The organism is Bacillus infantis NRRL B-14911 (genome assembly GCF_000473245.1).
Classification (GTDB): Bacteria; Bacillota; Bacilli; order Bacillales; family Cytobacillaceae; genus Bacillus_AB; species Bacillus_AB infantis.
The window spans coordinates 4,381,045-4,407,048 of record NC_022524.1 but is presented as its reverse complement, the minus strand read 5'-3'; the positions used below and the strand labels follow the sequence as shown (position 1 = coordinate 4,407,048).

Annotated in this window: 13 protein-coding genes; 9 read left to right on the top strand and 4 right to left on the bottom strand. The window is 46.2% G+C overall.

Annotated elements, in window-relative coordinates; all coding sequences use genetic code 11:
- Window positions 1–327: 327 nt before the first annotated feature.
- Entirely contained in the window at window positions 328–4,701 is a 4,374-nt protein-coding gene (locus N288_RS21765) for an S-layer homology domain-containing protein (protein WP_022544484.1), read from the top strand.
- A gap of 99 nt (window positions 4,702–4,800) precedes the next feature.
- Here N288_RS21765 and N288_RS21760 read toward each other — a convergent pair whose 3' ends face one another.
- Window positions 4,801–9,048 carry an S-layer homology domain-containing protein gene (locus N288_RS21760; protein ID WP_009792699.1) on the bottom strand — a complete coding sequence of 1,416 codons (4,248 nt, stop codon included), beginning with the start codon at window positions 9,046–9,048 and terminating at the stop codon, window positions 4,801–4,803.
- Between the two features lie 374 nt (window positions 9,049–9,422).
- Between N288_RS21760 and N288_RS21755 the strand changes: the two genes are divergently transcribed.
- The 3 genes from N288_RS21755 to N288_RS21745 all read left to right on the top strand — a co-directional run bounded on the left by N288_RS21755 (window position 9,423) and on the right by N288_RS21745 (window position 12,987).
- Window positions 9,423–10,898, top strand: a complete 1,476-nt coding sequence (locus N288_RS21755) for an S-layer homology domain-containing protein (RefSeq protein ID WP_022544483.1) — start codon at window positions 9,423–9,425, stop codon at window positions 10,896–10,898.
- 345 nt (window positions 10,899–11,243) lie between these two features.
- On the top strand, window positions 11,244–11,795 hold the full coding sequence (locus tag N288_RS21750; protein WP_009792702.1) for a sigma-70 family RNA polymerase sigma factor: 552 nt from the start codon (window positions 11,244–11,246) through the stop codon (window positions 11,793–11,795).
- Window positions 11,755–12,987, top strand: a complete 1,233-nt coding sequence (locus tag N288_RS21745) for a DUF4367 domain-containing protein (protein ID WP_009792703.1) — start codon at window positions 11,755–11,757, stop codon at window positions 12,985–12,987. Before N288_RS21750 ends, N288_RS21745 begins: the two co-directional genes overlap by 41 nt.
- 620 nt (window positions 12,988–13,607) lie before the next feature.
- Here the strand turns inward: N288_RS21745 and murJ are convergent.
- The 3 genes from murJ to csaB form a co-directional block, all read right to left on the bottom strand.
- Complete coding sequence (gene murJ / locus N288_RS21740) at window positions 13,608–15,137, bottom strand: murein biosynthesis integral membrane protein MurJ (protein ID WP_035402059.1); 1,530 nt, start codon at window positions 15,135–15,137, stop codon at window positions 13,608–13,610.
- Between the two features lie 79 nt (window positions 15,138–15,216).
- Complete coding sequence (locus tag N288_RS21735) at window positions 15,217–16,389, bottom strand: glycosyltransferase family 4 protein (protein ID WP_009792705.1); 1,173 nt, start codon at window positions 16,387–16,389, stop codon at window positions 15,217–15,219.
- A gap of 13 nt (window positions 16,390–16,402) precedes the next feature.
- Window positions 16,403–17,512 (bottom strand): polysaccharide pyruvyl transferase CsaB, encoded by a 1,110-nt coding sequence (gene csaB / locus N288_RS21730; protein ID WP_009792706.1) that lies wholly within the window; start codon window positions 17,510–17,512, stop codon window positions 16,403–16,405.
- Between the two features lie 346 nt (window positions 17,513–17,858).
- Here csaB and N288_RS21725 point away from each other — a divergent pair, with 346 nt between their 5' ends.
- From N288_RS21725 to N288_RS21705, 5 genes are all read left to right on the top strand, one after another.
- Window positions 17,859–19,133 carry a nucleotide sugar dehydrogenase gene (locus N288_RS21725; protein ID WP_009792707.1) on the top strand — a complete coding sequence of 425 codons (1,275 nt, stop codon included), beginning with the start codon at window positions 17,859–17,861 and terminating at the stop codon, window positions 19,131–19,133.
- Window positions 19,134–19,155: 22 nt separating this feature from the next.
- On the top strand, window positions 19,156–19,869 hold the full coding sequence (locus tag N288_RS21720; RefSeq protein ID WP_009792708.1) for a WecB/TagA/CpsF family glycosyltransferase: 714 nt from the start codon (window positions 19,156–19,158) through the stop codon (window positions 19,867–19,869).
- 180 nt (window positions 19,870–20,049) lie between these two features.
- Window positions 20,050–21,510, top strand: a complete 1,461-nt coding sequence (locus tag N288_RS21715) for an O-antigen ligase family protein (RefSeq protein ID WP_009792709.1) — start codon at window positions 20,050–20,052, stop codon at window positions 21,508–21,510.
- A complete protein-coding gene (locus tag N288_RS21710; protein ID WP_009792710.1) occupies window positions 21,507–22,604 on the top strand; it encodes a glycosyltransferase family 4 protein in 1,098 nt (365 codons plus the stop codon). Before N288_RS21715 ends, N288_RS21710 begins: the two co-directional genes overlap by 4 nt.
- A gap of 559 nt (window positions 22,605–23,163) precedes the next feature.
- Window positions 23,164–25,569, top strand: coding sequence for an S-layer homology domain-containing protein (locus N288_RS21705; protein ID WP_009792711.1), 2,406 nt, complete (start codon window positions 23,164–23,166; stop codon window positions 25,567–25,569).
- The last annotated feature ends 435 nt before the right edge of the window (window positions 25,570–26,004 follow it).

The following is a 26,004-nucleotide window of genomic DNA, read 5'->3' as shown; positions in this document are numbered from 1 at the left end:
ATCGCTGCAGCCGGTTTTTTTATGCACTTAAACAGACAAAGCCGGAAGCGGGGAACACGTTGGCTTTGCTCGGAGGAACCCCCGCCCCGGCTTAGCTTCTTTTCCCAGAAAAGGGCAGCTGTAAACCGGGATGTATGCAGTCTGTATTTAGTATATTTCTTCCTAAAAGGGCAGCTGACTATTCTAAAATATAGTTAATTCGAACTAAAATGCTCTAAATGTAGACTGAAATCTGCCGATAATCATTGTAGTAGCTGTGTTTGTTAATAGGTTTTAATGAACAATGCTGTTCTATTTTTGCCATTTTATTATGTTGGAGGAAATGATATGCGGTATAAGCATAGGTCTAATTGGAGATTTTTTTTAGCAGCATCAGCAGGTGTCATGGTGGCAGGTTCGGTTTCGCCTCTCCTTCCTTACGCACAAGGTACCAGTTTTTCAGATGTGAGAAATAACGATTACTATTATCAAGCTGTTTCCAGCCTGTCGGAAAAAGGAATTATCAAGGGCTTTGGGAATGGCATTTTTAAACCGAATGAAAGTGTGACCCGTGCCCAGGCAGCCAAAATGCTTACGCTTGCTCTAAATATAAAAACAGACCATGTTAAGGACCCAGGGTTTAAAGATGTATCGAAAAACAACTGGGCATACAGCTATATTGCTGCTTTAGCTGAGCAGGGCATCGTAAAGGGATATGGAGACCAGTTCAAGCCGAATGAACCCATTACACGTGCACAGATGGCAAAAATAATAGCTCTGGGCTATGATTTTAAATCAAGTCCCCTGAAAGATAAGCGGTTCCATGATGTAAATCCTTCAGATTGGTTTGCAGGCTACCTGCAGCCTTTAATAGAAAAAGGCATCACTAATGGGACAACAGCAAAAACCTACTCACCGAATGAGAAAGTAAGCCGGGGCCAGATGGCAGCTTTTATTTACCGCAGCGAGCTTGCCGCGAAGCCTTTGCAAATTACAGCAGCGGTATCGCGCATTACTGATCAGCTTGTAGTGACGGATAAAGGCACATTCTCCTTAACTGCATCTTTGAAATCATGGTTTAATGCCGAGAATGAAGGAGCCCTTAAAGGAGCGAATATCACATTCAGCCCTGACGGAGACAAGATTGTTAAATTAACTTCGGTCGAACTGACAGCGGGCGGGCAAGCAAGCCCAAATGGCAGTACCTATAATCATAGAACATTGAATGGAAACAATGCTCTGATTGATGCCGATTTGATTGTAAATGGTGACTTTATCATTCTCAAAGATATGAATATCAAAGGAAATCTTGAAATCATAAAGTCAGTGCAGCATTCATTTTACACAGAAAACATAAGTGTTTCCGGAAAAACTATCGTCTCGGATGGAGCTGCAGCGACTCTTGCGGATTCAGGCAAGGTATATAACTCCCTTTCTTATAAAACAGCCCAAAGCCAGTATGAGGCTAAAGCAGACACGATGGATCTATCTGCAGCTTCCCATATTGTCTTTCATAATTCAAACTTAGGGGTACTTGAGATTACAAAAGGGAATGCAATCGTCGAAGCTTCAGGCGAAACAAAAGCAGATTCTGTGCTGATCCGCAGCAAAACAAGATTCACTGCAGAATCCCAAACGATTATTCCGAAGATCACGATCGAAGCCGGTGTGGAAAGTGTTGAAATTAATTCAAATGTAGAAGAAGTACGTATCATTGGCAATGGAGACATTACGATAAGCGGAAATGCCAGCTTCGGTCAAATGGCTGCCTCTTCAGCTTCTATTGTGAGGGTTGAATCCACAGGCCAAGTTGGACTTTTGAAGACTGTCGATAAGGATTCCAGATTCATTCTTGGCAGATATACAAGGATTGCTGATATGCAGCTTCCTGCTGGAGTGGAGCCAGCCGAGGCCATATCAAACTATGAAAGTGTTAAAAACAATATACAAAAAATCGGTGGCAAGGACAATCCGGATTATGTACCAGGCGGCGCAACTGTCATCCCAAACAGGGCGCCTGCTGTAGCGGCTGAAGTGTCCGATCAAAACTTGACAGCAGGCAGTGCCCCTTTCTCAATTGAATTGGGCTCCGTATTTACCGATCCTGATGGTGATGCCCTTCAATTAACTGCGGTTTCCTCAGCTGCAGATGTAGCAGATGCTTCCCTCCAGGGTGCAACGCTACTGATAACACCTGTTACTGCAGGGGCATCCACTATCACAGTAACCGCTGATGACGGCAGGGGCGGAATTGTCTATGAGAGTTTCTTTGTGAATGTTGAGCAGCCAAACAGCATTCCCGTGGTAGCTAATGAGATAGCGGACCAGATGGCTGTGGCTGGAACAGCACCGATCACAGTAGATCTAAGCAATGTATTTATGGATGCCGATCATGATTCATTGACTATTACAGCGGAATCTTCAAATTCAGGGGTAGCGGCTGCAAGTGCGGATGGAACCACTTTAACGCTGACGCCATCTGCCCCGGGAACAGCGGCGATTACCGTAAAAGCGGATGACGGACGCGGGGGAACGGTGGAAGAAAGCTTTACGATAACAGTAGAGCAGCCGAACCGCGCGCCAGTAGTGGACAAAGAAATGATTGACCAAAAGGTGATGGCAGGAGGACCTCCGATGATACTGGATTTGAGCCAGGTATTTGGGGATGCCGACGGGGACGGCCTCACGATGACAGCAGCCTCATCAGACAGCACAATAGCATCAGCGGAGGTTGCCGGAAATGACCTAAAGGTGACAGTGTTAAGTGCTGGGACAGCCACCATCACGGTAAAAGCTGATGACGGACGCGGGGGAACGGTGGAAGAAAGTTTTACAATTACAGCAGAGCGGCCGAATCATGCGCCTATATTGAAAAATGAAATAGTCAATCAGACGGCTATAGCAGGTGATGAACCGTCTTTAATAGATTTGACCAATGTATTTGAAGATATTGACGGAGACACACTCACTATAACTGCCGGCACTAACGATGCTGGCATAGCAACAGCGGAAGTAATCGGAACAGGCCTGAAGTTAACACCGTTAAACGCAGGAAGAGCGACGATTACTATTACAGCCGTTGACGGCCGCGGCGGAAGTCAAGAGGAAAGCTTTTATATAACAGTAGAGCGTCCGAACCGTGCTCCAGTAGTGGCCAAAGAAATGATTGACCAGAAGGTGATGGCAGGGGGACCTCCGATGATACTGGATTTGAGCCAGGTATTTGGGGATGCCGACGGGGACGCCCTCACGATGACAGCAGCCTCATCAGACAGTACAATAGCGTCAGCGGAGGTTGTCGGAAATGACCTAAAGGTGACAGTGTTAAACGCTGGAACAGCCACCATCACGGTAAAAGCTGATGACGGACGCGGCGGAACGGTGGAAGAAAGCTTTACGATAACAATAGAGCAGCCGAACCGTGCTCCAATAGTGGCCAAAGAAATGATTGACCAGAAGGTGATGGCAGGAGGACCTCCGATGATACTGGATTTGAGCCAGGTATTTGGGGATGCCGACGGGGACGGCCTCACGATGACAGCAGCCTCATCAGACAGCACAATAGCATCAGCGGAGGTTGCCGGAACTGACCTGAAGGTAACAGTGTTAAGCGCTGGAACAGCCACCATCACGGTAAAAGCTGATGACGGACGCGGCGGAACCGTGGAAGAAAGTTTCACGATAACAATAGAGCGTCCGAACCGCGCGCCTGTATTGGCAAAGGAAATAGTCAATCAGACGGCTGTGGCTGGAGAAGCACCGTTTATGATAGATATAAGCAATGTCTTTTCAGATCCTGATGGAGACAAACTTACTCTGACAGCCATCTCCAACAATAGCGGAATTGCAGCAGTGGATGTGAACGGAACATATCTGAAATTAACGCCGTTAAACAAAGGAAGAGCCGTGATCAGTGTTACAGCAGCTGATGGCCGGGGCGGGAGTGAAGAGGAAAGCTTTTATATAACAGTAGAGGAACCGAATCAGGCTCCCGTAGTTAAGAATGGAATTCCGGATCAGACAGTGATGGCAGGCGGAGCCCCAATGATATTGGATTTGAGCCAGGTATTTGGGGATGCTAATGGCGACGCCCTAACATTGAAAGCCGACTCTTCAGATAGAGAAGTTGCTGTTGTGAATATGACAGGAACTGCCTTATCAATCACACCTGTAAATGCAGGAACAGCGGCAATTACAATCACTGCTGAGGATGGCAAAGGGGGAACAGTCAGCAGGACATTCCAATTAACTGTCCAAAGTGCTTCTCCAGCTGCTCCCAACCTATTCATTTCTGAAACGGTCTGGGGATTATTTGACCTGGCTTTAGAGATTTATAATCCTACGGCGGCTGAAGTTGATCTATCACAGCTAAAGCTGGTGGTTGCCGGGGAAGATATTACATTTGAAAGCTTTGGACTTACACTAGAGTCTAAAGAAATACTGGCAATTGTAGAGTCTAACTTCTGGTGGACTGATGAAGAAATCCCATCTAAAGTTTTACGCATTCCTTTTCCTATAGAGCCTGAAAGAAGTGTTGAATACGTTGATGTTCAACTGATGTATGGAGAGCAGTTAATCGACTCTGTAAAATATTTCAAGGATAAAACACTGGTAAGACAAAGCGGAGTAACACAAGGGTCAGCAGCTTATGATGATAGCCAGTGGATAGAATTACCTACGGATTATATTGATGATATCGGCACATATCCTCCTGCTCCTTAAATAGCATATTGCCTCAAAACAAAGAGCCAGCATCTTTTACAATGCTGGCTCTTTGTTATGTAAAAAGAAGCTGCCCCATCCAAGGCAGCTTCCAATCTATCAAGGTGTATGACTACCCAGATTGGCATATGTTGTCGGAGTCACATCGAATTCCCCGCTCAAATCAAAGGAAGTGGACCCTGTGCCAATCCCCTTCTTCCGGATCATTGTGCCAAATTCAGGCAGGATTTCAGAAGTGGAGCCTGGTGTCCAGTTTTTATCTCCGATGACATCAACCACCTGTCCGTTCTTTAAAAGCTCGAAGGCACAAATAACATAGCCGTCTTTGCCGTTAGTGGTCATGGCCAATTCGTCATTGTAGTATGGGACCGGTGCGATATCCATTAAATCATAGAACGTATAGTTAATGACCATCCCGTACATACCCGGATAAATTCCGCTGACTCTTCCAAAAGGTTGAGGAGTAATATCACTGTTTTTCATTATTTCCATCTGGCTGGTTTTCGTATTGTACCGGTATCCTATCACTTGATAGTTCAGCGCATTGTCATTTTTGTTATAAATCTCTAAAGCAATCCTGCCATCTTCTCCCCGGGTGTATTCTGAGAAAAAGACTTCTGGGCCTTGCTGTTCCTGAACGGTGAGTTCAATAAATACGGCTGTTCCATCCTCCGCTGTAATCCACCAATTCACAATAGATCCTGTCTCACCTGGTACTATCTTAAACACTTTTCCGTTCAGAGGCTGGGTGCCGCTCTGTGTCAGCTGCCCTTTGATCTGGCGGTAGACGGTCAGGTTATTCTGGGCCGGGAAGAGGGATGTCATATCATAAGACACATCTGCAATACCCTTTTTCGCTGTGATTTTTTTGTATTGTGCAACTTTGGCGACGTTTACGGCAATAATGGCTGCTGCTGTCCCGCCGTTGCCGTCATCTGCCTGGACAGTGACAGTCGTTTTTCCATAGCCTGTTCCCGGCATAAGGGTCAGGAGATTCCCATTGATGCTGGCATTGACAAGGGCTCCGTCCGCTGCCGTTACTGAATAGGTCAGCTGATCGCCGTCGGAGTCAGAGAATAATTGGTCAATTGAAAACTGATTTCCCGGCACCCCTGCACCAATGACCTGTTCAGGGATAGAGCCGGACACTGAAGGCGCAGCATTCGATGAAACGGTAACCGTGAAAGTGGTGCTGACCTTGTTGCCGGAAGCATCGGCTGCTGTCACGGTGATGACAGCATTCCCATCCTGGACGCCGGTGACTGTGAGTGAACTGCCGGATATTTCAGCGTCTGAACTAGAAGGATTGGATGATTCTGCCTCATAGATGAGTTCATCCTGCTCCGGATCGGTGAACACATCAGCAAGATCGATGACAATTTCATCAGCCGGCTTTGACTTCCTGTCCCCGATTACCTGCTGAACAACAGGTGCTTCGTTTGGTTTTACTGTAACACTGAAAGCTTGAGAGACAGTTCCACCAAAAGAATCAGAAGCTGTGACGGTCAAAGTAGTCTCCCCAGTCCCAATCGAAGAGATTTTTAAGACCTTTCCAGTGAGCGCCGCTTGAGCGATGCTGGAATCCGCTGATACGGCACTTAATGATAATTCATCACCATCAGAGTCTGTGAAATTTTGGGACAAATCAATGATCCTGGCTGCACTCCCCAAGGAAAGCGTCTGATCTGCAATCGGGCTGGCAACAGGATTCCTGTTGATCCGCACAGTAAAGCTTCTGGATGTCTTCCCGCCTTTTCCATCCTCCGCTGTAACAGTAATGACGGAGGTTCCGGCAGTTTCAGCCTTTATTTTCAATAGAGAACCGCTGACGGCTGCACCTGCAATGGAAGAATCCTGTGATACGACCTTATAAGTTAACGCATCTCCGTCAGGATCGCTGAACACGCTGGCGAGATCAATTGTTTTTTCTTCAGAACCAAGGGTGAGAATATGATCAGCGATAGAAGTCCCCGCTGGTGCCTGGTTGACATTGATTGTAAATGAAATCTCTGCAGAACCGCCTTTTCCGTCTCTGGCTTTGATGGTTATGGCTGATTCACCTGGTCCGGCAGGATGCAATTTGACAACTGTACCGTCCAGTGAAGCGCCGGCAACGGGAGGGTGGCTTGACGTCACTTCATAGGTTAAAGAATCGCTGTCAGGATCCCGGAAGACATTCTTTATATCTATTTCTATATCCGGTTCGCCAATCGTCCCGGTCTGGTCGATAATGTTCAGAAACGCTTCAGGAGCGCGGTTCACCAGCACTTGCAATGTCTTGCTGATGGTTCCTCCGCGGCCGTCATCCGCTGTCACTGTGACTGTGGCAGTGCCTGCACTGACAGCAGAAATGGAAAGCGTACTGACATCGATATCAGCCTCAGTTATGGCCGGATTGTCTGATACAGCTGTATAGGTCAGCGTGTCGCCATCTCCGTCCTGGAAATAAGAGGATAAATCAAGCGTCCCGCCTGCAGAGCCAAGTGTCAGGGTTTGGGCAGGAAGGTCTGTACCGGACGGCTTTGTATTTACAAAAACGCTAAATCGTGAAACAGCCGACTGTTTCCCGTCGGTTGCAGACATCTGGATGAGTGCTGTACCCGCAGCTGCAGGTGTGATGGTCAGCTGTGTTCCAGCCAGCTGCACGGCAGCCACCCCGGGTGCACGGGACATCGCAGTTAGGGTAAGGGGCTCTTGATCGGCATCAGTGAAAACCTCTGATACGTCGATCACAATAGGGCCGTCTTCCAGGTTAATGGTTTTATTTGATACCGGATTTGCCTGCACAGGAGGATTATTCCTTGGTGCAGCGGCCGGATTGGCTGACCCGTTCAGGTTGGCGACCTGGGACTGGATGGCTTCAAAGTTCTTTACAACCTGCTGCGCCTCCACTTTTGCCGGTGTCACAAGGTTTTGTATCTGCATATTAGACCCGATCGCCAGGCTGGTTTTTGCCTGGGTGATAGACAAGGTCTGAACCTGTCCAGTGTAGTCCAGTGAAACAGGAACGGTGGAGCTCACCTCTAATTTATTTACATTACCTGATCCAGTGAGATTCAGTGCTTTGCTGCTGGAAATAGTGAGAGAATCAATATTAGCCTGCAGATTGATCTGGCTTGCGCTGCCTGTAATGGATACCTTCGGAAAAGTGACGCCAGAATCTGCGGTGATAGTAGCATTGGTATGAATAGCAAGCTCTCCAACAGCAGAATGGCCGAGCGATTCGACCCGCACTTCAGGCTTATTCACATCCACAGACCCTAAACGGGAATCTTTGAACACCACCGTATTTGAATCGCCGCCATTAACCAGGGTTTTCCCATGGACGATGGCATCTTCCATATAGAAGTCATTTTCTACTTCTTTTGCAATCTCTAAATCCCCCATGATGGTCAGATTCTTCAAGGATAGGAAATCGCCTGACACTTTTACATTCCCTTCAATCACAGCGCCTTTCCCGTCAAATAACAGGTTTCCGGAAAACTCAGCGGCATTCTCTGCAGCGGGCTTCCCGCTGGCCTTGATTTCAATAGAGGCAATCTTCTCTATTACATGTTCATCAGCTTGATAGTGAATGACTGCATTTTTAAGAATCTGGGCATTATCTGGAGTGATCCATTTTTTCTGTTCAGGAGAGAGAAGAAAAATCCCCTTATCTGTAATAAGCTGTTCCTCTGTAATCTCTTTAATGACAGCGGCAGATTGCATGGTATTGACAGCCTGTTCGCTTCTATATATAAATGCCGCCATCTGGCCGCGGGTCACGATTTGGGAAGGTGAAAAAGTGTTAGCCGTCGTTCCGAGCGTAATTTTGTTTTCAATCAGCGGCTGCACATAGCCTGCAAACCAGTCTTTAGCATGCACATCAGTAAAACGCTGATCCTTCAGCGGGCTTTCCTGCAGTTTAAAAGCAAGCGTCAGAATTTTTGCCAGCTGTGCCCGGGTAATCGGGTCATTCGGCTTGAACTGGCTGCCATAGCCATGAAGAATTCCGGCATTATTCAGGGCGGTGATATAGCGATAGGCCCAATTGGTCTTTGGTACATCCTTGAATCCTGGATCTGTTAATTGATCGGTCTTTAAATCTAATGCTAAAGCAACCATTTTGGCCGCCTGGGCTCTTGTCACCATTTCGCCGGGCCGGAATTCTCCCTGTCCGAAGCCCTTCACAATTCCCCTTTTTGAAAGGCTGGTGACCGCTTCGTAGTAATAATCCTTTGGTGCTACATCAGAAAAAAGCACAGGCTGCTGGGCGCCTGCAAGCTGGGGTGATACGGCACTTGCGACCATAACACCTGTTACAGAAGCCGCCATGAATTTACGGTAAGATTTATGCTTATCTAGCATAGAGTTTTCCCTCACAAGTCAATAAGATATAGCAAAAGGTAAAAGACTGATTGATAGAGTCATTTTTATCATTCACTATATTAAATATCGGCTGATTCAGGACAGGATTTAGCCGGAGATAGGAAGAATGACCTAATTTCTGCGAATCAGCAGGTGAATTTTTCATTCCTCTATCTTTTTCAAAAGGATTCCGCCTAATGTTTTGCTGATTCGCCCTAAAATCTCGTTGATTCTACCCAAATTAAAGGTGATTCGCCCCAAAATTTCATTTATTCGCCCAACTATACATTTTTTACCAAAATTTACCCTCCATAATGACAAATATTTCTTCCCAATCTCCCAATATGTTAAAATACTGGAAGAGGAGGGATAGCATGAAATCTCAAAAACTAGTGAAAATGGCTGCGGCCGGTGTATTTATGCTCAGCCTGGGTGCGGGTGCAGGAGTGCAGGCTGAAGGAGTGACAAAGGCAGCTTCTTCTGTCCAGCCGCTGATCACGGCAGCAAATGCCCAGGTGAATATTGCCGAGGTGCAGAAGATGCTGCGCGAGGTGGCTGTTCAGAAAGGCATCCCGGCAGAAATTCTGAAGGCGATCGCTTATGTGGAAACAGGTATGATGCAGTTTGACGGCAATGGGTCTCCGATCATTTCCAATGACGGCGGAATCGGCATTATGCAGCTGACGCTGACGCCATCAGAAATCAGCCAATATAACGTTGACGTGGAAAGATTGAAAAAGGATACGCGCTACAATATCGAGCAGGGAGCAGATCAGCTGCTTCGCAAGTGGAATAACAGCAATCTTCCTCAGGTGAACAATCATGAGAAAGAGAAGATTGAAGATTGGTATTTTGCAATCATGAGCTATAATGGGCTCTCCAAACGAAATGACCCGAACCATGCAGGCGGCAATGCCTACCAGGAGAAGGTATTCCAGACAATCAGGGAAAACAGCCTGGTGGAATTGGGGGAAACGCCGAAGCTGGATATCCGCTATCCGGATGCATCTCGTCCTGAGCTGATGACATTCCCGGCAGGAGTCGACTATACATGGCCAACCAGCACGAAAACAACGCAGAACTATAAGAACAAAGCAGTCGCATATACATATAACACTGCCCGTTCTACTTCCAACCTGCGTGATTCTATCACTGATGCGACACCGGAAGCCATCCTGCATTATACACCGGTAGAAATCACAGGCGGACCGTACGAAAGCGGATCGAGCATCTATAACCAATATGTATTCTACAAAGTGAAGGGGACAGGCTTCGAAGGGTATATGGCCTCCTCCAATCTTGTCACTTCCAATGAATTAACTTATTTCAAAGATGTGTATAATAAGGAAGTTTCCCGGGCGGTGACCTTCCTGCAGACAAGGGATACCATTAACGGCTACACGGACGGCACTTATCGCCCTGAAGTGAAGCTGCTGCGCTATCATGCTGCCAAGCTGATTGTCCAGGCGCTGGACCTGAAGCTGCCGGCAGGCTATAAGATGAAAGCTGATGATATGAAGCCGGGCAGCCCGGGCTATGAATATATGCTCATCGCGGAAGCGAACGGCATCATGGGCGCAGGCGGAAAGCTCAAACCTTATGATCCGCTTACAAGATCGGAAATGGCGAGCATTCTGGTCCGTTCATTCGGGGACACCTATAACCAGCCGCCAGCAGGCTATCATTTCGCTGGAATCGCTCCATTCCATCCAAACCGCACGGATATCAGCAAGCTTGCTTATAACAAAATCACCAACTCGGTTCCATACAACGGAAACAATACAGTCGACCGCGGCCAATACGCGCTCTTTCTCGAACGCTCCGTTAAGATGAAGGAAGCGAAAAACTAATAAGTGGTTTAAAGGGCAAATGCTATGTGATCTTACTCGGTTGAAGAACTGCAGAAAAATAATTAATCCCTGTGGATCTTCGTTCCAGACACGCAGAATCCAGCGGGATTGCAGCTGCAAAGCTAAGACCCCGCAGCGTGCAGCGCCAGGAGGCTCAGCGCCGCACCGCGGAAAGCGAAGTGCCTGCAACGGAAATCAACAGCTCCATTAAAAATAATAGTTTATATCTTAGCGCCGGCCAAAACCCCGGCGCTTTTCCATGCCCACCCAAAAAAATAAAATCAACCTTCTTCCCCCACGCCTCGTCTAAAAAATAAATAAATCTCCCCGAGAGGAGGGACATGATTGGATAAACATGAAATCATCAGCGATTTGATGGACCGGCATGGCACGGATGTGCTCCATCTTGCCTATTCGTATGTCCGCAATCATCAGACCGCAGAAGATCTCGCACAGGAAATCTTCATCAAATGCTATGAAAAGCTGGATACCTTCCAGGGAAATTCATCCATTGATACCTGGCTCTACAGAGTGGCAGTTAATCACTGCAAAGATTATGTCACCAGCTGGCATTACCGGAAAATGCATGCCAGCGATGTGATTTCCTCCTATTTCACGGGCGGCAGCAGCAGTGCCGAACAGGATTTAATCGAACAGGAGGAAAAGACAGAGCTGCTGAATGAAATATTGCAGCTTCCCTTAAAATACCGCGAAATCATTTTCTTATATTATTATCAGCAATGCACCCAGAAAGAGATCGGCGATATATGCGGGCTGAACCTGAATACCGTGAAATCGCGCATGACAAGAGGCAAGGAAATATTAAAAAAGTCTTTGACGAAGAGAGGTGAGTGGAATGGAGAAAGAACTGGAAGAAGTAAAAGATCAAAAGCATAGCGGAAAACTTGCGGAATTCCGATTTACTCCTGATATGAAAGCAAATGTTATGAGAACCATAAGGCAGAAGGAAACAAGGACAGCCCAAAGACATTCCCGAAAGAAGGCAGGAAAATGGGTTCCTGTTATGCTGACAGCCGTGTTTCTTGCCGCTTCCTCTGCAGGGGTCTATTCATTGGTGAACCAGCAGGAAGAAGATCAGCAGCAAACTGCCGAAAAGAAACCGGAGCTGATCACACCTCCCTATATACCGGAAAATTATGTGTTTAAGCATATGCATACAGTAGGAGAGTTATATGAGCATATATTCACCAATTCGGCGAACGAGCAGAATACATTTTCCTATCAGATGCGCAAGGAATTGTCGGACGATCAGCAGGCAGGCTCTGACCTCATGCTGGCAGATAATCTGGCCGGCACCTATTATCATGGAGAAGACGGGCAGTCGTATATCATCTGGGAAGCGGAAGGCTTCTATCAGGTCGTTGAGAAGCAGGGAGACCTAAAGGAAGAAGAATTATTCAAGATTGCAGACTCCATCCTTGAAGCCAAAGGGTATAACAGCCTGCTGCTCGAAAATATAGAAGACACCGAAAAGCAGGAAGATACAGAAGCAGAGGCCCCCGACAATCAGCCGGACCAGAACGAAAACAAGGAACCAGAGGAAAACACAGAACAAGATCCAGAACAGAACAATCTTCCGCCAACAGAGGAAACAGAGGAAGAACAGGAAGAACAGCCTGAAGCAAACGAACCTGAGGATCATCAGCAGGAAGAAGAACCAGTGGAGCAGGGCGGGCTGAGCAGGGCAGAAGCAAGCGGGCTCTCGGCAAGTTCCATGACGCTGTTTGATCAGCAGTTAAAAAAGTTTGATGCTAATTTGAAGCATCCAACCTTCAAAACAGAGGAAGAGTTTTACACTGAATTTTCTTCCATTATGACCAAACAGCTCGCAAAGAAAAGATTTGGCTATATAGTTGAAGAAAAGGCGGATGGACTTTATCTTGTTGCTACCGAAGGGCCGATATTCCTGGACACATCACAGCCTTATGAACTGAAGCAGACCAGCCCTTCAGAATATAAAATCACCCAGAAACATAAAAGCGATCTTCACGGTGTCCTCACCATCGTCATCACAATCAGCAAGGTGGAAAACAAGTGGATCATGACTGATTTTGAGCACCAATATTAAAGGCTCTTTTGCCTTTAAGGAATAAATTACATTTTATAGTATTGTGTGTAAAAAGAGGCTTAATCAGCCAACGCGGCAGGATAGTGAAGGAATGGTTTTGAAAAAACAGGAAGTCCGTGAACAGCATGCCTGAAAATAAGCGGAGATTTTCCGGTTATGCTGCTGAATATGGCACTCGTGGGTGTAAATAAGGGGAGAAATTCCCGTTAAGCGGAGCAAAACTGCCGGTTTTCTTATTCTTTGAGCCAATAGACGGAAATTCTCCGTCTATTTGAGCTTTTTTTAGAGGTTTTTGGAAATTAGAGGGAAATTCTCCGCCTATTTTTCAACCTGGCACTGATTACCTCGTTCAGGCCAGGAAGGTCCACTCTTTGAGGGGAAGTAAAAAGTGGCTCTTAAATAGCTTTTCTTGATGCCCCACAATTGAGCAGTATATATCGGAATAAGAAATACAGTCCTTCCAACCTGGTTTTTAATATTTCACATAAGAAAGTGGAAAGCAGGAGCAGCATTTGCCTCCTGAAAGAGTATTTTATCATCATTAATATGGACGGCAGAATAGCAACAAAGAGCCATAGAAAAAAGCGCCAGCAAGATAGCTGGCGCTTTTCGCGCTATACTCAAGCAGAGCTTCCGCCCCGTTTTTTCCGGACAACAGAAAGCAGCTGAACAAATCCCTGGCGGTAGAAGAAATATAATCCTCCCGCATAAAGGATGGCGCCAAGCGGTACAAGAATACTCAGCTCGAACAGCGGCAGCCAATCGGAGACCGGTGTGAACTGCTTGATCAGGTAGAGCGGCACTGCCATGATGACAGATGGCAGCAGCACGCGGATGAATAAGGAGATAAGCTTCCTTCTTTCGCCTGCATCAAAGTCCTTGTAGACCACATAGGTAGATACGCCCAGATAATAGAAGGAGACGACAGAGCTGGTCAAAGCAAGCCCCGGATAGCCGAACGGACCGACAAACAGCCAGTTGAGCAGCACATTCAATAGAATCGTCGTTACACTGATCCGGAGGATGATCGCCGTCTTCCCGCGGGCATACATTGACTTCGAGACGATGTACTGCAGGCCCTGCGTCACAATCAATGGCAGATACAAGAGAAGTGCAAGATAGGTATTTTGCGTGTCTTCGGCCGTAAATCTCCCGCCTTCATAGATGAAGGCAATGGCCGCATCACCGACAAGCAGGAGCCCGACGGCGATTGGCATCAGGGTGACAAGGGAGATCTGCATGCCCATGAAGAAGGTCTGCTGGAATTTTTTATGGTTATCCACCTGCTCTGACAGCAGGGTAAAGATGATCGCAGCAATCGTCGTGCCGTAGATCGCCTGCGGGATGCTCACCAGGAGGGAAGCATTATTCAGATAAGTGACAGCACCGGAAATCGTCCCGGCGGCAAATGTTTTATTGACGAACATATTGATCTGCCCGACGACTGAATTGAGCAAGGCCGGTACAAGAAGGGCAAGAAAGGTGTTGCGGAATACTTTATCCACCTTGATCGTCGGCTCCCAATGAAAGCCGCTTTTCCTGAGATAAAAAATCTGCAGGACGGTTCCAAGAAGCGTACCAGCGATAAAGCCGTAGGCAAGGCTGTTAATGCCCCAGGAATCAGAGAATAGCAGGGCGAAAACGGCACCCATCAATGTTGCCAGGAGCTTCGAAATCTGGGATGGAACAAACACGCGCCTGCCCTGCAGGTAGGATTCCAGAATTCCGTTCAAGGCAATCGCTGTCATGAAAAGGAAGAAGAATTGCGTGATATCGACGGCGACCTTCTCCTGCACCTCGTTCATCGATCCGTAGATGAATGGGACGATATACGGGACGAAGAAATAGCCGGCAACCGTAACAATCAGGAAGACTAGCACTGTCGCATTCATGATGCCGCTCGCATTCCGCTCGGTGGCAGCTGTGTCAGCATTCCGGTGCTTTATATACAAGGGCAGAAACACATTATTGAATCCGCCTGAAATCATGGCCACAACAAGTGTGATAAAAGAAAAAGCAAGCAAATAGCCGTCTGTGAAATCGGTTGCGCCGAATTCTCTCGCAATGATGCTCTCGCGCAGGAAGCCTGACAGCTTAAGGACGAGGGCAAGCAGCGTAATCCAGATGGCGGTTTTTTTTAATCCTGACATGGATTCTTCATTCACTTTCTATTTAAGGGTAGAAGGAAACCCCAGGTAAAGCTGGTGCTCTCCCTGAGGCTCTTCACAATTATTTCTTCAGCGCGCTGAGGTAGATTTCCTCATATTTGGCTGCAGCGGCAAGGTGAGAATATTCCTTCTCAATCTTTTCGCGTGCATTTTTCGCCATTTCTTCACCTTTTTCCGGATTTTCGAGGAAGTACAGAATAGCTTCGGAAAGCTCCTCTACATTCTTTTCCTCAACCAATAAGCCGTCCTTGCCGGGATCGACAATCTCCTTCAGGCCGCCGACTGCACAGGCGACAAGCGGAGAGCCGGAGCCCATCGCTTCAAGAGCCGAAATGGAGGTAGCTTCCTCCACGCCTGCAGAGTGGACGCTCGGCACAAGAACGATATCGGAGAGGGCATAATAATCTTTTACCTTTTCATGAGGGACGGCACCGAGCAGGGTAACACGGTCCTCCATTTTATTTTCCGCGACAATCTGCTTAATTTCATTTAACGCTTCGCCGCTTCCGGCATAAATTAATCTGGTGTTTGGATACTTTTCAAGCACAGCAGGCAAAGCCAGGGCAGGGTAGATGACCCCGTTCTTTTTTGTCAGGCGGCGCGGCACGAACAAGACATGCTCGTCTCGTGATACCCCGTACTGGTCGCGAAGCTGGCCTTTCTTATCTTTATCAGGCTTGAAGCTGTGAATATCGATGAAGTTGCGGATGGCATTGCCTTCCACGCCCGACATTTCCTTTACATAGTCCTTCAGGCGCTGGTCGACGGTAACGATCTTCCGTGTCCCTTTATAGGCCTTGATCTCGATATCCTGCATTTCCTTTGCCTCAGGGCTTCCTTCAATGATGCTGCCCTTGCTGACAGATTCGAATGCCATATAGCCGTGGACAGTCGAGACAGTCGGGATGCCCGTTTCGATGGCAGCAAGCGTGGTAAATGGATCTTGTGCATTGATCAGGTCATACTGCTTATGCTTGTTCTTTTCAATCAGCTTCTGGATCAGCTTCTTCCGGGCATGATGGCTCCACAGGATGCCGCGTCCTTTCTTAAGCTTTTGAATGACAAAGCTTGGCCCCTGGGCATACACCTTGCGGACGGCAGGGCTGATATCAGAAAAAGACAGGACATCAACCTCATGCCCGCGCTCTTCAAGCCCGGCCTTTAATGTCGCTACATGGGTGGAAAGTCCACCCGCGTGCGGATAATCGTATGCGGTAGCAATTAATATTTTCATTTTGGCGCCTCCATTAACGTAAAAAGTTTTCTTTCAGCAGCTCAACATTGCGGACAGCTTCTTTTCTCATACCTTCAGCATTTGCTTTGACCACCGTGCTGTATTTATCGCGGTTATCCAGAAGGTGAAGTGAATTCTTGGTGAGCTCTTCAGCATCCATTTCTTCAAGGACGGCCGAGAATTCCCACATCCCGCTGCGCTTCAGCAGGCTTTCCACCTTTTTATCGTAGCTGAGGCCGATATGCGGAACACCCATAAGCGTTGAGAAAATCAGGGCATGAAGGCGCATGCCGATCGTCATTTGGCATTCGCCGATAAAGTTTAAATACTGATTTGGCGTAAATTTCGTCCCGAGGATATGGCATTTGTCAGCATGCTTCATGTGGGCAAGCACCTTTTTGCTCGCCTCATCATCATGATGGCCTTCCATCGGCACGAATATAGGAGTTACATCACGCTCTTCAATCAAGCGGTCAAGGATCTGGCCAATCTGTTCAAACTGCTTTACCTTCTCAAACCATGGACGCACAGAAACGGCAACCAGATTATCCTTTCGTTCAAGATCAAGGCTGTCGATGCAGCTTGTATCTTTTTTCGGATGGAAAGCAAATACGATATCTGATGTGACAACCGTTTCAGGCCGTTTGACGCCAAGCTTGTGCAGCAGGTCCTTAGAGAACTGGTCACGGACTGTAACGAAGTCGGCCATATTGGCAAAAACCTTCATTAGTATCTTGCCCCAGGTGGAGTTGACAGGTCCAATACCCTGGGAGAAGAACATGACTTTTGTGCCGCAAAGCTTGGCAAGGAATACAATCAGTAAATAATAAGGAAGCGGTCCGAATATAAACTTAGTCGGATATGTATCCTGCAAAAGTCCCCCGCCGCCGGACACGAGCAGGTCGGCTTCCTTCAGTGCTCTGACCTTGCCTTTAAAATCCTGGCGCCAGCCCCGGTAAACGGTTTTGACATGATGTTCCTTTGCAGTCTGTTCCGGAGATAGTGAAAAAACGGTAATTTCTGGTTCATTCAATTGATCGCGCAAATTATCGACAATAGATTCCAGGATGGCTTCGTCGCCTGTGTTTCCAAGTCCGTAGAATCCTGAGATGACAATCTTCAAAGAAGTATTTCCTCCTTATAGTGGGTTAAGGCTGCATTTCCCGCCAGAAAGCTTTTCTTTTAGTATGCACATATGCTTTCATCCGGCATTAAAATTAAGCCTCTTGGTAAAAAATTGCGAATGCAAAGCAGAATATTTTCGCAACATAAAAGAAAAGGAGCCGGTGAAAACGCCCCCTAAAAAGCTAAACAATATTTTATCATTATAACTGCTTTCAGACAATGTCAATGATGCAAGGTTTGTCAGGATTTGTTATACTATGTTAGAAATTATTTGAGATTGTTCACCGGGTAACAAAAAAGCCCGGTATATCACTATTGAAGCTTATAAAGAGAGGTCCTATTTGATGGAAAAGATTTGTGTAATTGGATTAGGATATATTGGCCTGCCAACTTCGGCCATTTTTGCAAAAGCCGGCTATGAAGTAGTTGGCATGGATGTCAGCGAACGTGTCGTCAATTCACTGAACAAAGGGGAAGTCCATATAGAAGAAGTCGGCCTTCCGGAGCTTGTGAAAGAGGTAGTGGAGACAGGCAAACTGCGCGCCTCCACAGCACCTGAGGAAGCAGATGTCTTCATCATTGCCGTACCGACGCCGATCCACGAAGACTATACAGCGAATGTCGACTATGTTGTCAATGCTACAAAGTCAATCGTACCATTTTTGAAAAAAGGCAATGTCGTCATTGTTGAATCAACGATCCCGCCAAGAACGATGGATGATGTTGTGGCACCGATCCTTCGGGAAAGCGGATTTGATACACAGAATGATATTTATGTGGCCCATTGCCCAGAGCGCGTGCTCCCAGGCCGAATCCTGATTGAGCTGATTGAAAACACACGCATCGTCGGCGGAACGACACCGGTTGCTGCGAAAAAAGCGGCAGATGTCTATCGTGCCGTCGTCACAGGCGATGTGATTGAAACAGAAGCAGTGACTGCTGAAATGTCCAAGCTGATGGAGAACACCTTCCGCGACGTCAATATCGCACTGGCCAACGAACTGGCGAAAATCAGCCAGAAGCTTGGCGTCAATGCGCATAATGTCATCGAGCTTGCCAACAAGCATCCGCGCGTGAACATTCATACGCCTGGACCAGGAGTAGGCGGCCACTGTCTGGCAGTCGATCCTTACTTCATCGTGGAAAAAGCGCAGGCAGAATCGCCATTGATTCAGGAAGCCCGCCGCATCAACAACTCTATGCCTCATTTTGTGGTTGAGAATATCGAGAAGCTTACTGTACAGCTGGAAAAGCCGAAGATCGCTGTTTTCGGCCTGACGTACAAAGGCAATATTGATGATGTGCGCGAAAGCCCGGCACTTGAAATTTACGAAATGCTGAAAAGCAATCCGCGCTTCGAGGTTCATGCCTATGATCCGCATGTACAGAACCACCAGGTGGATTTTGAGCTGTCTTCTTTTGAGGAAGCAGTGAACGGTGCCCATGTGGTCGCTGTCCTTGCAGACCATTCTGAGTTCCGCGAACTGAAGGCAGAGGATTTTGCAGGCATGGCTTCTCCTGTTGTGTTTGATACGAAGAACTGTACAGACATGGATGCTGATCATGTAAAGGTATACCGCATCGGCGACCTTTCCATGCTGGCGCCCATTACATTATGAGTAAAAGAAAGTGATGAGTAGAATGGGAAAAGAGCAATATTTAGGGGTCGATGTTTCCCCTCTTAATTATGAAGAGATTATTGATGATCTCAGAACCAGGATGATGGAAGGGAAACAGTCGACCATTATTGCCGTAAATCCTGAAAAAGTCATCAAAGCGGAAGAAAGCGAAGAACTGCGCGGCCTGATCAACGGGTCCACCTATCAGATCCCTGACGGCGTCGGCATCCTGCTTGCCTCTAAGCTCAAGGGCGGGAGCATCACCTCCAGGGTGACCGGCGTGGATATGATGGAAAGATTGATCCGCTTCGCTGCTGAGGAAAACCATAAAGTATTTCTGTATGGCGCCAAGGAAGAGGTTGTCACAGAGGCTAAACGGAAGCTTGAGGAAAAATATCCGGGGCTCATCATCTCCGGCTATGAAAACGGCTATGTCCAGGACCAGCAGGCGCTTGTTGAGAAAATCAATGAATCAGGCGCCGAGCTGCTGTTCGTTGCCATGGGCAGCCCGAAGCAGGAGCTGTGGATCCGTGAGCATATGCCGAACCTTAACGTTAAAGTATTTCAGGGTGTCGGCGGAAGCTTTGACGTCTTTGCCGGCAAGGTGCAGCGGGCACCGTCCTTTTACCGGAAGCTCGGCCTTGAATGGCTTTACCGCCTGATGAAGGAGCCGCACCGCTTCAAGCGGCAGCTCGCCCTGCCGAGGTTCCTTCTGAAGATCATGTCCCGCCGGTAGGGATTGGTTAAGATTCACAGGATTTTCAACTTTTTAATATAGACTGCTCCAGTTCCCCATGTTATAAATGGAGAGAACTTTATTGGACTGCCTTCTTAGAACACAAAAGGCTTGAAAGACTACTTTTCAAGCCTTTTATCCTGCATAAGCAAAGTAAAAGGCAAGAAAGGACCTAGATTGATGAATATTTCATGGAGAGATTTTCCTTTTGCACTCATAAGCGTGCCTCTGATCATCCTTGCACTCGTAATTCCCCATTCACTTGTCGGGCTTGGGGTATCGGCGCTATTGGCCCTGTATGCGTTTTTCTCGCCGAAGAATGGCCTGCTGAACCTGCTGATTTATTTTCCGACCCGTTCGTTTTTGATTGAAATAAATCCATCGCTGAAGATGGCAGGAGATCTGATCATCCTGGCGGCATTCGCAAGTGTGGTGCTGAAATATCTTCTTCAGAAAGAATGGAAGAAGATATTTGAATTCCATATTTTCGAATGGGCGTTCTTCGCCTTTTGTGCAGTGGGAGCCATCTCGGCGTTCCTGACCGGTGTATCGCTAACTGCCATCGTGTTTCAGCTCAGAGCCTTCCTGATCACGTATATCGTGTTTTATGTTGTAAGGCGCCTGAATATTACAAAAGAAGATATACTGAAGTTTCTTTGGACAACCTTCTTCATGGCCATCCTGCTCTGTCTGCACGGCCTCGTAGAGAAGCTCTCCCTGAGGACGCTCCTCATGCCGGAAAAATGGGTCGGGCGCTCATTGTCCTACAATAACCGCGTCAGGATCTACGGACTGATCGACAATCCGAACGTATTGGCTGTGTACCTGTCCATTGCGTTCATGCTTGGCGTGTACCTGAAACAGCTCGTCAATAATGGCAAGACAAGGCTGTTCATCAATATCGGCCTTGTGCTTATGCTTGGCGTCATCACGCTGACCTATTCACGCGGGACATATATCGGCTTTGTGATTGCTTTTGTTGTCTATATCCTGCTCACAAAAGAGTGGAAGAGGGCCCGCAATATCGTAATCGGCATCCTGATTGCAGTTGTCCTGGTCAATATTCCCGTGACAAAAGGAGCGAACTACTTTAAGCTCCAGGGCCTGGATCAGGATGTACCGCGCACCGAAACGCCTGCAGACCAGACTGAACAGCCTTCAGATGAGGAGCGGCGCTTCAAGGAAACATTCGAGATGTCGACCGTTGAGCTCAGCAAGACAACCGGCCGTCTATTCATTGTGAACAAGGGCTTTGAAATCTTCAAAGACCACCCCGTTATCGGCACAGGCTTTGCCACTTACGGCGATTCAGCGGCAAAGAGCTATTCTTCACCGATCTATGATGACTATGGCATCGAGAATGACATCTATTCGGACAACCAGTATATTCAGATCATTGCCCAGACAGGGGCAGTTGGCGTCATCCTGTTTGCTGTCTTTCTCTTAGGCATGCTGTTCTTCCTGTGGAAAAACAGACAGGAATCTAAAGCGGCAATCGCCCTTATGAGCGTCCTGCTGGCGGTATTTGCCTGTGCGCTGCTCTACAATATTTGGGAAGATAAAACATATACAACGTATTTCTTCATGATGCTGGCAGCTGTTGCCGGAACATTTACAGTCAAAAGGAATGAGCAGTCATGAAAATATTGCATCTAATCAGCGGAGGGGAGACAGGTGGTTCAAAAAACCACCTTCTTTCTTTATTAAGCCATCTAAAGTCTGAGGACATCCTGCTTGGCGTCTTCCAGGAAGGGAAGCTCGCACAGGAAGCAAGGGAGCTTGGAATCCCGCTGGTCTTCTTCAACCAGAAATCCCGCTATGACTTGTCCATCTTATCGAGGATTAAAAAGGTGATCAAAGATGAAGGAATCACCATTGTCCATACTCATGGGCCGAGGGCAAACCTTTTCGCCTATATGGTGAGAAAAATGATTCCGTTCAAATGGGTCACCACAATCCACAGCAATCCTGAGCAGGACTTTATCAAAGGCGGGATTAAAGGTCGTGTCTTTACTGCAATCAATATGAATGTCATCCGTAAAATTGATCATTTCTTTGCCGTATCTGAACGCTTCAAAAGCATGATCACCGGCTTTGGCATCCCGGCAGGGAAAATTACGACTATCTATAACGGCATTTCCTTTGATAAAGAATTGAAAAACAATCTGACAAGGGGAGATTTAGGGCTCTCAGAAGAGGAGTTTGCCGTCATCATGGTGGCGCGCCTGCATCCAATCAAAGGCCACACCGTTGTCTTTGATGCTTTCCAGAGCCTTTTGAAAAAAAGACCGGATACAACGCTGCTCTTGATCGGCGACGGACCGATACGGGAGGAGCTTGAAAAGGAAGCTGCCAGGAAAGGGATCGCGGAAAAAGTCCGCTTCCTCGGCTTCCATGATGATGTTCACTCATATCTGTCCCTATCTGACGTCAAGCTGCTGGCATCCTACAGCGAAAGCTTTCCGCTCGTCATTCTGGAAGCGGCCCGCGCCCATGTTCCGGTCATTTCTACAGATGTGGGCGGTGTGAAGGATTTGATTTCCGATCCTTCGCTGGGCTGGATTGTGCCTGTCAAAGATGCATCTGCGATAGAGTCAGCCATTCTGGCTGCAGCTGAAGAGAAGGATCAGAGAAAACTCTCAAAAATGGGAGAAAAACTCTACGAAAAAGCATCGGCTCTTTATTCTGTCAAACAGCTCGCCGATCAGACTTTGGAAACATACAAAAAAATATAGCATACACCAAAGCCGATGTGCATACACTGGCAAGGTGAGTTCAGCAAAGCATGCAGCTCTTCTGCATGCTTTTTTTCTTGGAAAATAATATAAAAAACCTGAAACTAAATCAAAACTCACATCGTCTATAATAAGAGGTGGAAGTGCTGGAAACAATTACTATGTCAAACTAGTATTATTTTGCCATGGTAATTCTTCCATCTAAAGTAAATTACCTGTATAATAATTTTTGTTGCTGGTATTACACTCCTAATGCATGGCATAAGTGGGTTTTCTGGCAAAAAACAGTTTGCAGGGAGAATATTGTAAAAAACAGTTGAAATATCATCCATTTTTGGTAGAATAGAATACGTGTATAGTAGTTCTATTCTGTCATTTAGGAGAGAAGCACTGTTTTTCTTCCAGGAATGCTCCATTTTCACCTACATAGCAACGCGAAACATGGGGGAATTTGACGGAAATAGGAAGCTGCTAAACTGCAACAAATTGTGTTCATCGAAGATTCAATCTTCGAAAATATTAAAAACCTTTATTTACAAAACAGGGAGGAAACAAACACATGGCTTATCAACCTAAGTCTTACCGCAAGTTCATCGCAACAGCTGCTACTGCAACAATCGTTGCTTCTGCTGTAGCGCCTGCTGCAAGCGCAGCTTCTGTATCTGATTTCAAAGATGTAGCTGCTAAATATCAGGAAGCTGTAAGCTACCTTGTAGCAAACGGAATCACTCAAGGTACTACTGATACTACATTCGGCACTCACGACAACGTAAAACGCGGTGATGCTGCAATCTGGCTGGCTAAAGCTCTTAAGCTTGACCTGACTAACGTACCAGCTTCAGGCTTCACTGATACTGGCCGCTACGATGCTGCTGTATCTGCACTTAAATCAGAAGGCGTTCTTTCTGGTAAAACAGCTACAACTTTCGAACCTAATGCACTTTTAACTCGCGGCGAAATGGCGAAGATCCTTGCTAACGCTTACGATCTGAAATCAGATGCTGCAGTTCCTTTCACTGACCTTGGCCCTAACTTCGGTCCTTACATCAAGGCTCTTTACGAGTTCGAAGTTACTCAAGGTAAAACAGCTACAACTTTCGGAACAAGCATGAACATCACTCGCGGTGACCTTGCGATCTTCCTTAAGAGAGCTGCTGAAGTAGTAAAAGAGCCGGTTGTTACTAGCGTAACTCCTCTTAACGCTTTAGAAGTTGAAGTTAAATTCAACACAGCTGTTAACAAAACTGATGCTGAAACTGTAGCACGCTACTCTATCAATGGAACTAGCCCAACTAAGGCTACTCTTTCTGAAGACGGCAAAACTGTTACATTGCGTTATGCTTCAGCAAATCTAGTAGAAGTTAAAGACGGCGTTGTAGTCGTTGATGCTGTTAAGACAGCTGCAAATGCAGATGTTAAAACAAAGAAATTCACTTCAGTTTACTCTTACGAAGATACAGTTCGTCCTACACTGACAACTGTAACTTACGATAACTACTATACTGCAAAAGTTTGGTTCTCTGAGCCAATCCAAAGCGCTGGAAACGTTCAAATCAGCGATGCGAACGCAACTTACTCACACACTCCTGGGGATAAGTTCATCACTGTAAACTTATCAAATGCGAATGTGGCAATGGACAAAAACATCACTGTAACAGTTGTAGGTGCTACTGACTACTCAGGCAACCTGGTATCTCCAAACCCAGTGGTTGCTAATGTTCAAAAAGTTAAAACTGACAGTGTAAAACCAACAGTTAGCTCTGTAGATGTTCAAGACACTACTCGCTTCTCAGTGAAATTCTCTGAAGCATTGGCTGCTAACCCAACAATCACTGTTAACGGAACTGACGTAACTTCAATTGCCGGCACTACTGTTACTGTAGATTCAAAAGACTCTACTAAGTACAATGTAGTTCTTGGCTCTGCTCAAACTGGTGTTAAAACAGTTGCTGTAGCTGCTGGCTATAAAGACATCAGCGGCAACGAAGGTGCTGCGTTCTCTCAATTGGTAGAGTTCAAAGCTGATACTACTGCACCAACATATGTAAGCCACGAAGTTAAAACGATCAGCAACAAGCAGTACCTGGTTGTTACTTTCAATGAAGAAGTAACTCCAGTTGCAGCTAAAGCTGTATATGGCACATATGTAGATGCTAACTCTGTTACACGTGAAGTGTCTAACCTTGGCACAGTTTCTTCTCACGATGTAAACAACGACGGCAAATACGAAGCAGTTAAAGTTGAGTTGACTGGAAACAACCCTGGCAGCTACACTGTGACTCTTCCATCCGGACTTGTTGAAGATCTAGCTGGCAATGATTCAGTTGCTAAATCTGCTACATTCACTCTGGGATCTGCTTCTGATTCTGATAAGCCTTCAGTATCTGCTTATTCTGTGAATGCAGACAAAGTAACTGTAACTTTCAACGAGCCTGTAACAGCTGCTACAGCTCTTAACCTTGCTAACTACAAAGTGGAAGGTGAAACAGTATTCACTTCTGCAATCTTCAAAGGCAACCAGCAAACTGTTGAGTTGACTTTAAGAGAAGGTTCTATCCTGATTGATGGAACTCGCACTGTATCTGTTTCTGGTGTAAGAGACGTTAATGGCAATGCCATGGACACTTACACTGCACTGACTCCTTTCAAAGAGAATGTTAAACCAACTATTTCTGCAGCTAAATTAACTGCAGCTAACACAGTAACAGTTACTTTCTCTGAAGCAATGAAAGAAGCTAACCTTGAAGATGCTACTGTAGACTTCAAAGTTAAAGTTGACGGCGTAGACCGCACTGTTACTAACTGGGATTACACTGCTGGAGACAAGACTTTAGCAATCACTTTCTCTAATGTTGTAACTGATCTTAGCAAGCCAGTTGTTCTTGAAGTACTTTCTGGAAACAACGTTGTAGATGCTAACGGCAACAGCCTTGCAACTACTGGTACTGTTACAGTTACAAAATAATAGATTTACAAAAAAAGGAACCGCTCCTGCGGTTCCTTTTTTTGTGTTATAAATATTTTTAAGAGAATCCTGATTTTGTCATACTAACTGAAGATCTGACATCTCTTTAAAGCATATTAAACAGAAATAATTTCAGAATAACATTCATACTTAATCTGCTACCCAAACATAGACTAAATATAATAAAGAAGTTGAAAACGCTAATATATTTTATTATTTTAAAAAAATAATGTAAGCGCTTTTATTGCTTAAACACGAATATTATAGACTTTACTTTAAATTAATATTCGACAAAAACTAAGAATTTAAGTAAAAAATCCGTAAAAATTGTAAAATATCATGCAAAAAAACTAGGTCTTTTGTTATAATGAGAGAGATTGAGTACTTACTATTCTTAATTAAAGATTTTTTACTAATTTATTGAATAGTAAGTAA